Genomic DNA, 12251 nt, shown 5'->3' on the forward strand with positions numbered 1-12251 from the left:
TCAGCACGTTAAACCTTGAGGTAGCGGCGCATGGCGAACGCCGAACCGAGCAGGCCGATGAGCAGGCCCGCGCCGACGAGCACGGCGTAGATGAACAGGAAGGTGTTCAGGCTCAGGTCGAAGTTGAGGAACATGAGCGCGCTCTGCAGCTTCGGCAGCGCGAGCGTGCGCACGAGCTCCAGGCAACCCACCGCCAAAAGCGAGCCGATGATGGCGTGCAGCGCGCCTTCCATGAGGAAGGGCCCGCGGATGAAGCCGTTCGACGCGCCCACGAGGCGCATGATGGCGATCTCCTTGCGGCGCGCCAAGATGGCCAGGCGGATGGTGTTGTTGATGAACACCATCGCGATGAAGATGAGCAGCGCCACGAGCGCGATGCCGATGTAGCGCACGTAGTTCGTGAGCGTGAACAGGCGATCGACCGTCTGCTGGCCGTACTTGAGCGACTGGTCGACCGTGTCGTACCCGATGATCTGCTGGTACGTGGTGTTGCCGCGAATCGCGGAGGCCACCTGCTCCACCAGCTGCGGGTCGGACAGTTCCACGTCGATCGAGCGCGGCAGCGGGTTCTGGCCGTCGAGCGTGTCGATGATGTCGGACGTCGACGTCTCGCGGAACTTCTCGAGCGCTTGATCCTTGTTCGTGAAGCCCACCGACGCCACGCCGTCGAGGCCCTCGATGAAGCTCTCGACCGTCTGGATGTCGGCGTCGGAGGCGTCGTCGGCCACGTAGGCCGTGATGGACACCTCGTTCTCCACCGACGACACGAGCTTCTCGATGACGAAGCCGCCGACGAGGAACACGCCGATGATGAGCAGCGACAGGAAGATGGTCACGATGGACCCCAGCGCCGTCGACAGGTTGCGCGTGAAGCCCTTGGCGGACTCCTTGATAAAGTAGAAGAAACTAGACATCGAAACCGTACACCCCCCGATCCTGGTCGCGGGTGAGGTGTCCGCGGTCGAGCGCGATGACGCGCCGGCGCATGTTGTCCACCATCTCGCGGTCGTGCGTCGCCACGAGCACCGTGGTGCCCGTGCGGTTGATGCGCTCGAGCAGGTCCATGATGCCGCGCGACGTCTGCGGGTCGAGGTTGCCGGTGGGCTCGTCGCACACGAGCAGCGGCGGGCGGTTCACGATGGCGCGCGCGATGGACACGCGCTGCTGCTCGCCGCCGGACAGCTGGTCGGGACGCTTGTTGAGCTTGTCCTGCAGGCCGACGAGGCGCAGCACCTCGGGCACCTGCGTCTTGATGACGTGGCGGCTCTTGCCGATGACCTCGAGCGCGAACGCGACGTTCTCGAACACGGTCTTGTTCGGCAGGAGCTTGAAGTCCTGGAACACGCAGCCGATGTTGCGACGCAGATAAGGCACGCGCCAGTTGCGCATGGTGGTCAGGTCCTCGTCGGCGACGTAGATGTGGCCCTGCGAGGGCTTCACCTCGCGGATGAGCATGCGGATGAACGTGGACTTTCCGGAACCGGAATGGCCCACGAGGAAGATGAACTCGCCTGCGTAGATCTGCAGCGATATGTCGTTGAGCGCCGGCTTGTTGGGCTGCGCGGGATATACCTTCGTCACGTGGTCGAACGTGATGACCGGCGTGCCTGTCTGCTGGGGGATGTCATCGACTTCCAGCACCGGCAGCGACGCAGAAAGCTGCGACGTAGTCTGCCGCGCGGGCGCCGCGTGGGCGCCGCTGCGTCGCACGGGACGCGCAGGAACCCCTTGGCTGATGTCGTTCGTCACAGAGTGCTCCGTTCGAATAGTAGGGTACTGAGACGGGTAGATTCTAGCAGAAGCACTATCGGGCCATAACCTTCTTCACAGCTTCGACAATCGCCCTCGACCCCAGGTTGAAGTAGTCGAGCAGCTCCTCGAACTCGCCCGATTTGCCGAACTGATCGCGCATGCCCACGAACTCGACCGGGGCCGGATTCGTGCGCGCGAGCGTCTCGGCAACGGCCGACCCGAGGCCGCCGAACACGCTGTGCTCCTCGGCGACCACGGCGCGCCCCGTCTTCCCCACCGACGCGAGGATCGTGTCCTCGTCGAGCGGCTTCACGCTGAACGCGTCGATGACCTCCGCCTCGATTCCCTCGGCGGCCAGCATCTCGGCGGCCTTGAGCGCCTGCTCCACTTCCACGCCGCACGCGACGATGGTGGCGTCCGCGCCCTCGCGCAGCACGTAGGCGCGGCCCAGTTCGAGCTCGACGCCGTCGGCGTAGACGGCCGGCACCGACGCGCGGCCCATGCGCACGTACACGGGGCCCGGCGTTTCGGCCGCGAGGCGGATGGCCGCGCGGGCGGCGGCGTAGTCGGCCGGCACGAGCACGCGCATGTTCGGGAGCCCGCGCATGAGCGAGACGTCCTCGAGCATCTGATGGCTTCCGCCGTCGGGGCCGACGGAGATGCCGGCGTGCGTGGGAGCGACCTTCACATCGAGGTTGCTGTAGCACACGGTGTTGCGGATCTGGTCGTAGGCGCGGCCCGTGCCGAACACGGCGAACGAGCCGGTGTAGGCGATGTGGCCGGTCGCGGCGAGGCCGGCGGCCACGTCCACCATGTTCTGCTCGGCGATGCCGCAGTTGAACAGGCGATCGGCGAAGCCCGCGTCGGCGAGCTTCTTCGTGGTGGTGGAACCCGTCAAATCGGCGTCCACGGCCACCACGGGCAGGCCCTCGTTCGCCAGCTCGGCCAGCGTGACGCCGTATGCGGCACGCGTGGCGCGCTTGACCTGGGACTCCGTTTCGTTTGCCAGCTTAACCACGGCTGGGCTCCTCTCCACTCAGCGCCGCCAGCTCGGCCAGCGCGGTCTCGGTCTGCTCGGGCGAAGGCGCCTTGCCGTGCCAGCCCGCCTGATTCTCCATGAACGACACGCCCTTGCCCTTCACCGTGCGCGCGATCAAAACATGGGGCCTGCCGTCGCGGGCCGCTTTCGCCGTCGCGAGCGCCTCCACGAGCGCGGGGATGTCGTGGCCGTCCACTTCGCCCGCCTCCCAGCCGAAGGCCTGGAACTTCGCCACGAGGTCGCCCGGGTCGCACACGTCGGCCGTGTCGCCGTCGATCTGCAGGCAGTTGCGGTCCACGACGGCCACGAGGTTGTCGAGGCCCCGGTGCGCCGCGAACATGGCAGCCTCCCACACCTGGCCTTCCTGGCACTCGCCGTCGCCGAGCAGGGCGAACACGGTCTGTTCCTTACCGTCCAGCTTGAGGCCGGCCGCGGCACCCGCCGCGACGGACAGTCCCTGGCCGAGCGAGCCCGTGGACACCTCGACGCCGGGCACGAGGCTCGAGTCGGGGTGGCCCTGCAGGCGCGTGCCCAGCTTGCGCAGCGTGAGCAGCTCCTCGCGCGGGAAGTACCCCGCGCTCGCGAGCACCGCGTACAGCGCCGGCGCCGCATGGCCCTTCGCCAGGATGAAGCGGTCGCGTTCGTCCCAGTCGGGACGCGCGGGATCGTGCTCGAGCACTCCTCCGAAGTAGAGCGCCACGAGGATGTCGGCGCACGACAGCGATCCGCCCGGATGCCCGCTGCCCGCTTCCGCGATCATGCGCACGATGTCGGAGCGCATCTCGTTCGCCCGCCGTTCAAGTTCGGTCATGCTGTTTCCTTTCGCCCGTTCAAAATGTCCCGAATGGGGACAGTCCCCGTTTGGGACATTATTGCGACACTCTCCACCGGTGATAGCCTATCACGAACTCGTCCAAATCCCCGTCGAGCACGGCTTCAACGTTGCCGGTCTCGATGCCGCTGCGCACGTCCTTCACCATCTGATAGGGGTACAGCACGTAGTTGCGGATCTGGCTGCCGAACGTCGAATCCATGCGATCGCCGCGCAGCTGCGCGAGCTCTTCGGCGCGCTTCTGCTCCTCGCGCTCGTAGAGCTTCGCCTTGAGCACGCGAAACGCGGCTTCCTTGTTCTGCAGCTGGGATTTCTCGTTTTGGCACGTCACGACGATGTTCGTGGGAATATGCGTGAGGCGCACCGCCGAGTCGGTGGTGTTGACGCACTGGCCGCCAGGGCCGCTCGAACGGTACACGTCCACGCGCACGTCGGAGGGGTTGAGGTCCACCTCGATGTCGTCGGGCAGCACCGGCAGCACCTCCACGCCCGCGAACGTGGTGTGGCGGCGCTTCTTGTCGTCGGTGGGGCTGATGCGCACGAGGCGGTGCACGCCGTTCTCGCTTTTCAGCATGCCGAAGGCGTTGCGGCCCTCGATCTGGATGGTTGCCTTGTCCAGCCCGATGCCCTCGCCGGGCACCACGTCGAGCACGGTGACCTTCCAGTTCTTCTTCTCGGCGTAGCGCACGTACATGCGGTAGAGCATGTCGGTCCAGTCCTGGGCCTCGAGGCCGCCGGAACCGGGGTTCACCGTGAGGATGGCGTCGCCGCCGTCGAAGCGCTCCGAGAACCACGAGCTGATCTCGAGCGCGTCGAGCAGCTCGTCGAGCTTGTCGAGGGCCTCGGAAGCCTCTTCGGCGAACAGCTCGTCTTCGGATGCGAGGTCGAACGCGGCGCGCGCGTCGTCGAGCAGCGTCGCCGCCTCCTGATATTCGGCGATGGTGTCGCGCAGCACGCTGGCCTGCTTCGACACGCTCTGCGCGTGCGCGGCGTCGTCCCAGAAGCCGGGCCGCGCTATCTCCTCGTCGAGCTTCGCCAGCTCGACCGCGCGCTCTTCGATGTGCAGGTAGCCGTGCGCCGCTTCGACGCGCTGCGCGACCTGCTCCAAGTCTTTTTCGTCTCTGTCTGCCATATTCCTTCTCAAGTAGCTATCGTTTTCGATCGCGCCGTCCGCCAATGTCGGCGAGGGCGGCCGCGGCGGCCGAGACCGGCGTGCCCGTCCCCTCGGCCGTCAAGTCTGCAGGAGCCCTAAGCGCCGTGGCACTTCTTGTACTTCTTGCCCGAGCCGCAGGGGCACGGGTCGTTGCGGCCCACGTTGGCGAAGGGATCGTCCTTGTCCTTCTCGTAGGTCTGGGGCTTCGCCGCCGCCGGCTTGGGCGGCGCGGCCGGGGCGCCGGAGGGCGACGCAGCCGACGCGGCCGCCTGCTTGCGCGCGGCGCCCACGCCCGTCTGCTCGAGCGCCTGCTCGGGAGACGAGTAGCTCACCTTGCCGTCGAGCGGGCTCTTCTCCTCGGCCAGCGCAGGCTGCTCCTGCTTCACGGCCACCTGCAGGCGCAAGAGCGTGCGCAGGTAGTCCTCGTACATGCCCGCAGTCAGGCTCTGGAACGCATTGTACGCCTCGTTCTTGTACTCGACGAGGGGATCGCGCTGGCCGAACGCGCGCAGGCCGATGCCGGCCTTGAGGTAGTCCATCTCCTGGAGGTGGGCCATCCAGCGCGTGTCGATCATGCGCAGCATGACCTGGCCTTCCAGCATCTTCATCACCGGCTCGCCCAGCTGTTCGGACTTTTCGGCGAACACGTTCTCCAGGTACTCCTCCAGCGCCTCGGACAGCACCGCAGGGTCGTCCTCGTGATCGATTTCGGCAACGCTGAAGTCGTCGCGGCCCGTCATGTTCGCGGCCCACAGCTCCACGGCCTTGGCGTCCCAGTCGTCGCTCGGCACCTTGGCCGGGCAATTCTCCTCGACGACGGCCTCCACCGCATCGCTCACGATCTCGGGGATGCGCTCGTCCATGTCCTTGCCGTCGAGGATGGCGTTGCGCTCGCTGTAGATGGCGACGCGCTGCAGGTTCATGACGTCGTCGTACTCGAGGACGTTCTTGCGGGCGGCGAAGTGCATGCTCTCGACCTGGCGCTGGGCGCCTTCGATGGCCTTCGACACCATGCCGGCCTGGATGGGCATGTCGTCGGGCATGTCGGTCTTCTCCATCATGCGGGCGATGGAGTCCATGCGGTTGCCTCCGAACAGGCGCATGAGGTCGTCTTCGAGCGACAGGTAGAACTGCGTCACGCCGGGGTCGCCCTGACGGCCGGCGCGGCCGCGCAGCTGGTTGTCGATGCGGCGCGACTCGTGGCGCTCGGTGCCGATGACGGTGAGGCCGCCGGCCGCGATGACCTGGTCGTGCTCCTCGCCGCACACGCGCTTCGCCTCGGCGAGCGCCGCGGCGCGGTCGGCCTCGGAAGGAGCGGGCGCGCGACCCTCCTCCGCCTCGTCGCCCTCGTGCAGCTCGGGGTCGAACCCGCGCTCGATCAGCACGTCGTCGGCCAGCACGTCGGGGTTGCCGCCCAAGAGGATGTCGGTGCCGCGGCCCGCCATGTTCGTGGCGATGGTGACGGCGCCCACGCGGCCGGCCTGCGCGATGATGTGCGCCTCGCGCTCGTGGTTCTTCGCGTTGAGGGTCTCGTGCTTGATGCCGCGCTTGTCGAGCAGACGCGACAGCTTCTCGGAGCTCTCGATGGACACCGTGCCGATGAGGCAGGGCTGGCCGGCCCTGTTGCGCTCGGCCACGTCGTCGGCCACGGCGTTGAACTTCGCCTCCACCGTGCGGTAGATGAGGTCGTCCTCGTCCTTGCGCGCCACCGGGCGGTTCGGCGGGATGGCCACGACCGGCAGCTTGTAGATCTCGCGGAACTCGGCGTCCTCGGTCATGGCCGTGCCGGTCATGCCGGAGAGCTTCTCGTACAGGCGGAAGTAGTTCTGCAGCGTGATGGTGGCCAGCGTCTGGTTCTCCTCGCGCACGAGCACGCGCTCTTTCGCCTCGAGCGCCTGGTGCAGGCCCTCGGAGTAGCGGCGCCCCTCCATGATGCGGCCGGTGAACTCGTCGACGATCTTCACCTCTCCGTTCACCACGACGTAGTCCACGTCGCGATGGAACAGGAACTGCGCCTTCAGGGCCTGCTGCAGGTGGTTCGGCAGCTGGCCGGACGGATCGGCGTAGATGTCGTCGATGCCGAGCATGGCCTCGATCTTCTCCAGGCCGCTCTCGGTGGCGTTGATGGTCTTCTTCGCCTCGTCCATGTCGAAGTCGAGCTCGGGCGTGAGGCCCACCATGACGCGGGCGAACTTGTTGTACGTCTCGGCCGCCTGCGTGCCCGCGCCCGAGATGATGAGCGGCGTGCGGGCCTCGTCGATGAGGATGGAGTCCACCTCGTCGACGATGGCGAAGTGGTGGCCGCGCTGCACGCGGGACTCGGCGCGCGTCACCATGTTGTCGCGCAGGTAGTCGAAGCCGAACTCCGAGTTCGTGCCGTACGTGACGTCGGCTTTGTACGCGGGGATCTTCTTGTCAGGGCGCATGCCGTTCTGGATGAGGCCCACGTCCATGCCGAGGAAGCGGTACACCTGGCCCATCCACTCGCTGTCGCGCTTCGCCAGGTAGTCGTTGACGGTGACCACGTGCACGTTGTGGCCGGGCAGCGCGTTCAGGTAGCCGGCCAGCGTGGAGACGAGCGTCTTGCCCTCGCCGGTCTTCATCTCGGCGATCTGGCCGTCGTTCAAGGCCATGCCGCCGATGAGCTGGACGTCGAAGTGACGCAGCCCCAGCGTGCGCACCGAGGCCTCGCGCACGGCGGCGAAGGCTTCGGGCAAGAGGCTCTTGAGATCCTCGCCGCCCGCGGCTCGCTCGCGGAACGCGGCGGTGAGCGCGCGCAGCTCCTCGTCGGAGCGCGCCTGCATCTCGGGCTCGAGGCTGTTGATCTTGCTTGCGGTGGCTTCGTAGTTCTTGAGCTGCTTGCCCTCGCCAAGCGTCAGGAGCTTGGAAAGAAATCCTGCCATGTATGCGCCATCCTTTTCGTGGCTTGCAGCGCGGCAATGCGCGCTTATTCACTCGAATACAGCACGTGCTACTCTAGCATATCGCGCCTGACCTCAGAGGAAATTCACAGGGCACGCAAGGGGTTTGCGCGCCCGACGGCGAGCCGGAAACGCGCCCGCGCGCCGCCGGCCCGGCGGGCGGCGCGCTCAGGCCGTGCGGCGGGCTTCCTCGTCGAGGCGCTCGGCGAGCCACATCTTGATGACCGCCTGGCGTCCGATGCCCACCCGCTTCGCCTCCTTGTCGAGCGCCTCCACCATCCACAGGGGCATGTCGACGTTGACCTTGCGAACCTGGCGAACCGGATGGATTACCTCGGCGTTCTCAAGATCGAGGTACTCCATGATGTCCTCTTTGCCTTCATCGAATATGCGGTCGAACTTCTCTGCGCTAATCTTCTTCGGCGTCATAGTACGAAGCCTCCTTCACTCGCGACCTCCGTGCGGAGATGATGCGGATGCGCTCGCCGCGAAACGTGACGATCGCCGTCCAGTGCTTTCCGTCGATCATTCCCAGCATGGCGTAGCGCCGCTCTCCGTAATCGTCGGCAACGGGCACCTTGACGACCCTGCGCCGCCACAACTCCTGGGCTTTCTCGAAGTCGATGCCGTGCTTCTCCAGGTTCGTCGCGCTTTTTGCCGGATCGTATTCAAACGTTCTGTCTTCCTGTCCAAAGCTACTAATAGGTATCTTTATTATACTTATTTCACTCTGTTTCCGCAATATTACCACTCCCCTGTTCCTCATTCGCACCTCGGTCGTCTACTCGAAGTCCGTTTCGGTTTCGATGATGCTGCGGTAAAGGCGCATCGTTTCGAGCGAAGGGTCGATGCCGAGCTCGTCGGCGAGGTAGCGTCGGCAGGCAAAGTAGGTTTCGAGGGCGGCCGTGCGCTGACCCGAGGCCAGCTGGGCGTTCATGAGGCAGGTGTAGGCGTCCTCGCGCGATCGGTCGCGCTGGAGCGCGGCGCGCGCGAACCAGAGGCCCTCCTGCGCCTCGCCCGCCGCCACGAGGCGCGTCGAGGCCGCCACGAGCGCGTCCACGAGACGGTTGCGGTAGTCCACGCGCAACGAGGCGATGGCGTCGTTGCCGTTCTCGCTGGGCAGCAGATCGTCCGAGAACCGGTCGTTCACCTGCGAGTACACCTGCGCCCAGCCGCCGTAGCCCGGACGCTCGAACAAAAGCGTGCGGCACACGTCCTCGAGCTGCGCCACGTCGCTGGTCAGCAAGCTCGCGTCGAGGCGAAGCCCCTGCTGCTGACGGATGAGGTAGGGGCAGTCTCCCGACGGCAGAGTCAGCGCGCGGCGCAGCATGGCCCAGATGCCGTAGAAGTTCTTGCGGCCGTGCATGATCTCGCTGTCGGGCCACAGAAGCCCCACCAGCTTGTCGCGCGAGAACTCGCGGCCGTTGTGCAGCACGAGCAGGGCGAGCAGCGTCTTCACCTTCTGACGGCTGAACAGCGAGGGATCGACGCGCTCGCCGCCTATGAGCACGTCGAGGCCGCCGAACAGGTTCACGGTGAGCGCGGGCGCAGCGGTCGGCAGCTTCGGCAGGCGCTTCGCGCGCCCTTCGTCGCGATAGGCGTCGGGATGGGTGGCGACGAAGGCGCGCTCGTGCTCGAGACGGTCCAGCTCGAGGCGCTCGGATGCGTTGCGCTGGGAGAACAGGCCCATCTCCACGCGCCTGACGGCGAGGGCCGTCTGCGCGTCGAACGCCGGGATGGCGAGCACCCCGCGCTCGCAAGCCCGCTCGTAGGCGATGCCCGCCAACGCGTCCACGAGGCCGAGTCCCGCGCGGCTCGCCTGGGATACCCTCTTGCGAACGAGCGCCCCCAAACGGTCGAGCTCGGGCGACTGGACCACGCGCACGTCCGACGACGCCGCCTGCCGCAGCACCTCGGCCGCGGCCTGCTTGACGAAGCCGCCGCGCGCGCCGGCGTCGTACCAGTCGAGCCACACACGGGCCGCATCGGGGCAGCCCGCCTGCCTGAGCTGGGCATGCACGCAGCCGGAAGCCATCCATCCGCGCTCCTCCGCCGCCTTCGCGCACCCGACCGCCCGATGCGCGTCGACGATGCGGGTGACGCCGGCCGCCGCGAGCAGCGCCGCAGCGAGCTTGTCGGCCCGTCGCCGCTCGTCGGCCTCCGCGCATTGCGCGAGCACGAGCGCTCCCGCCATCCGCGCGGCTGCCGGCGCGCTCCTGTCGCGCACCGCCTTGCGTGCGGCCGCGCAGGCCGCCGCACGATCGCCCAAGAGCGCGCGACGGGCGGCCTCGTAGGCGCTGAGCAGCGCGCCCTTCCCCGCCGTCTCGCCCGAAAGCGACCGGTGCACCTCGCAGGCCGGCACGAGGCAGGCGGCGTCGAGCAGCGCACGGCCGTGCTCGGCGAGCCAGGTCGCGCGCGGGGCGCGCGCCGCCAGCATCCGCACGAGATCGCAGGCGCGTTCGTGCGCTCCGCGAGCCACGAGCGCGTCGCCCAAACGCACGACGAGCGTGCTCGCATCGGAGAACAGCGAGCGGTCGGCCACCGCGCCCAGCTTGCGCCCGAAGGCTTCCGCGACCGCGTCCGCCGCGAAGGGCGCCGTACCGAACCGCCCGCGCCCAGGATCGATGCCGAGGTAGGGGTACTGTTCGGCGAGGAGGGCCTCCTGGTCGGGCCCGAACGGGCCGAACGCAGCCACGTCCTCGAGCGTCCCCTCCTCGAGCGCCGCCATCACGAACAGCGGCAGCAGCAGATCGGCCGGAAGCTCCTCCCTCAGAGCGGCGGACAGAAACCCCGCGCGCTCCTCCTCCGACCCCCATACGAGAGCCGCGACGCGGCGGGCGGCCGGAATCGTCGACGCCGGATCGCTCGAACGCTCCCCCGGCGTGCGAAGCAGGTCGACCTCCTCGTCGGTGAGCAGCAAATCGGAGGCGGCGAGCTTGATGCGATCGCGATGGCGCGCGAAGGCGTCGCGCGACGGCACGCAGGCCACCACGACCTCGCAATCGCGGTCGAGCAGCAAGTCGAGCTCGTCGGACAGCAGTTCGGCGCGCTCCGGATCGAGCAGCGGCACGTCGTCGACGACGGCGAGGAACGGCTCGGGGTCGTCCTCCAGGAGCGTGCGGGCGATGACGCCGCGATCGAGGTCGCGCAGGAAGCACGGGCTGCGGCCGTCGAGCCAAACCACGTGCTCGAACGAGAACACCGTGTCGGCGTACTCCAAGGCCAGGCCCGTTTTGCCGAACCCGTCGGGAGCGACGATGAACCGGGCGACGTGCCGCTCGCGCAGCAGCTTCGCGATAAGGTCGGGACGGGGAATCTGACGCCGCGAGGCGAGATGGAGCGGGCGACGGCCGCGACACGATGCTTTCTTGAGGAATTCCGGCATGCGATTCACTCCCTTCGTCGAGGGGAGCGCGCAGCGAGAGCGGGACTGCTACCTTACTACCGTAACCCGTCGTCCGCAAGCCGACATCGGTTCGACTACGCCGCGATTCGCGGTGTACAATGAGCGAACCGAACGATCCTTACCCGACCCAAGGGAGAACGCCATGCTGCAACCCGCCTCGCTCGCCGACCTTCCCGCGTTTCTCTGCGCGCACGCCGAAGATGCCCGAGCGGGCACCGGCTGCACCGTCGTCATCGCGCCCGACGGGGCGACGTGCGGCGTCGACGTGCGCGGAGGCGGCCCGGCCACGCGCGAGACCGACCTGCTCAAGCCCGAGAACATGATCGAGGCCGTCCACGGCGTGGTGCTGTCGGGCGGCAGCGCCTTCGGCCTGGCCGCCGCGACCGGCGTGATGGAAGAGCTCGCGGAGCGCGGCATCGGCTTTCCCGTGGAGAGCGCCCGCGTGCCCATCGTCGTGGGCGCATGCCTGTTCGACCTGCTCGTGGGTCAGGACGCGCACCCTGACGCCGCCATGGGGCGCGCGGCGGCGCAGGCGGCGTTCGAGCGCGACGCGGCGAAACCGCTTGCCGAGGGCAACGCCGGCGCCGGATGCGGCGCATCGGTGGGCAAGCTCTTGGGAGGCCAGCGAGCCATGAAGGCGGGGATCGGCATCTGCGGGCTGCGCCTGGGCGAGCTTGCGGCCTGCGCCATCGTGGCGGTGAACGCGCTCGGCAACGTGCGCGACGCGAACGGGACCTGGATAGCCGGCTGCCGCAACGACGAGGGTCGCGTCATGGACCCCCTCGAGGCGTTCGGCGTGCTCGTGCAGCAGGCGGCGGCCCGTGCGGTCGCGAAGGTCGACGCATCCGCCGGCCCGTGCGCCAACACGACCATCGGCGTCGTGCTGACGAACGCGCGCCTGACGAAGGCCCAGGCGACGAAGGCCTCCTCGACCGTCCACGACGCCTACGCGCGCGCCATCAAGCCCGTGCACACCTCGGGCGACGGCGACACCGTCTTCACGTTCGCATCGGGCGAAGTCGATGCCGACTACGACACGTTCGCCATCCTGGCGACCGAGGCGATGCAGGGCGCCATCGAACGTGCGATCACGCAGGCCGAGAGCGCGTACGGGCTGCCCGCGGCCTGCGACCTCGCCGCTCGTTAGG

10 protein-coding genes are annotated in these 12251 nt (G+C 67.8%); 1 reads left to right on the forward strand and 9 read right to left on the reverse strand.

Features of this window, described 5'->3' with window-relative positions; translation table 11 throughout:
• Positions 1-8: 8 nt before the first annotated feature.
• The 9 genes from ftsX to C1A15_RS12545 all read right to left on the reverse strand — a co-directional run bounded on the left by ftsX (position 9) and on the right by C1A15_RS12545 (position 11082).
• Positions 9-914 carry a permease-like cell division protein FtsX gene (gene ftsX / locus C1A15_RS12505; RefSeq protein ID WP_101722877.1) on the reverse strand — a complete coding sequence of 302 codons (906 nt, stop codon included), beginning with the start codon at positions 912-914 and terminating at the stop codon, positions 9-11.
• Positions 907-1749 (reverse strand): cell division ATP-binding protein FtsE, encoded by an 843-nt coding sequence (ftsE, locus tag C1A15_RS12510; RefSeq protein WP_101722878.1) that lies wholly within the window; start codon positions 1747-1749, stop codon positions 907-909. The genes ftsX and ftsE overlap by 8 nt, the downstream gene beginning before the upstream one ends.
• A gap of 55 nt (positions 1750-1804) precedes the next feature.
• The gene (locus C1A15_RS12515; RefSeq protein ID WP_101722879.1) at positions 1805-2770 is read right to left on the reverse strand and encodes a transketolase family protein; all 966 of its coding nucleotides are present in this window, start codon (positions 2768-2770) and stop codon (positions 1805-1807) included.
• A complete protein-coding gene (locus tag C1A15_RS12520) occupies positions 2763-3602 on the reverse strand; it encodes a transketolase (RefSeq protein WP_101722880.1) in 840 nt (279 codons plus the stop codon). The genes C1A15_RS12515 and C1A15_RS12520 overlap by 8 nt, the downstream gene beginning before the upstream one ends.
• Positions 3603-3660: 58 nt before the next feature.
• Entirely contained in the window at positions 3661-4755 is a 1095-nt protein-coding gene (gene prfB, locus C1A15_RS12525; protein WP_101722881.1) for a peptide chain release factor 2, read from the reverse strand.
• Positions 4756-4871: 116 nt separating this feature from the next.
• Positions 4872-7679 (reverse strand): preprotein translocase subunit SecA, encoded by a 2808-nt coding sequence (secA, locus tag C1A15_RS12530; protein WP_101722882.1) that lies wholly within the window; start codon positions 7677-7679, stop codon positions 4872-4874.
• A 186-nt stretch (positions 7680-7865) separates the two neighbouring features.
• A complete protein-coding gene (gene brnA / locus C1A15_RS12535; RefSeq protein WP_101722883.1) occupies positions 7866-8126 on the reverse strand; it encodes a type II toxin-antitoxin system BrnA family antitoxin in 261 nt (86 codons plus the stop codon).
• A complete protein-coding gene (locus C1A15_RS12540; protein ID WP_101722884.1) occupies positions 8107-8463 on the reverse strand; it encodes a BrnT family toxin in 357 nt (118 codons plus the stop codon). The genes brnA and C1A15_RS12540 overlap by 20 nt, the downstream gene beginning before the upstream one ends.
• Before the next feature lie 15 nt (positions 8464-8478).
• The gene (locus C1A15_RS12545; protein ID WP_101722885.1) at positions 8479-11082 is read right to left on the reverse strand and encodes an AfsR/SARP family transcriptional regulator; all 2604 of its coding nucleotides are present in this window, start codon (positions 11080-11082) and stop codon (positions 8479-8481) included.
• Positions 11083-11245: 163 nt separating this feature from the next.
• Between C1A15_RS12545 and C1A15_RS12550 the strand changes: the two genes are divergently transcribed.
• A complete protein-coding gene (locus C1A15_RS12550) occupies positions 11246-12250 on the forward strand; it encodes a P1 family peptidase (protein ID WP_101722886.1) in 1005 nt (334 codons plus the stop codon).
• The last annotated feature ends 1 nt before the right edge of the window (position 12251 follow it).

The organism is Eggerthella timonensis (assembly GCF_900184265.1).
In the GTDB taxonomy this organism is placed as follows: domain Bacteria; phylum Actinomycetota; class Coriobacteriia; order Coriobacteriales; family Eggerthellaceae; genus Eggerthella; species Eggerthella timonensis.

Excerpts from the sequence above, each read along its gene's own strand:
- ftsX (WP_101722877.1), bottom strand. The coding sequence starts at position 914 with ATGTCTAGTTTCTTCTACTTTATCAAGGAGTCCGCCAAGGGCTTCACG.
- C1A15_RS12520 (WP_101722880.1), bottom strand. The coding sequence starts at position 3,602 with ATGACCGAACTTGAACGGCGGGCGAACGAGATGCGCTCCGACATCGTG.
- prfB (WP_101722881.1), bottom strand. The coding sequence starts at position 4,755 with ATGGCAGACAGAGACGAAAAAGACTTGGAGCAGGTCGCGCAGCGCGTC.
- secA (WP_101722882.1), bottom strand. The coding sequence starts at position 7,679 with ATGGCAGGATTTCTTTCCAAGCTCCTGACGCTTGGCGAGGGCAAGCAG.
- brnA (WP_101722883.1), bottom strand. The coding sequence starts at position 8,126 with ATGACGCCGAAGAAGATTAGCGCAGAGAAGTTCGACCGCATATTCGAT.
- C1A15_RS12540 (WP_101722884.1), bottom strand. The coding sequence starts at position 8,463 with ATGAGGAACAGGGGAGTGGTAATATTGCGGAAACAGAGTGAAATAAGT.
- C1A15_RS12545 (WP_101722885.1), bottom strand. The coding sequence starts at position 11,082 with ATGCCGGAATTCCTCAAGAAAGCATCGTGTCGCGGCCGTCGCCCGCTC.
- C1A15_RS12550 (WP_101722886.1), top strand. The coding sequence starts at position 11,246 with ATGCTGCAACCCGCCTCGCTCGCCGACCTTCCCGCGTTTCTCTGCGCG.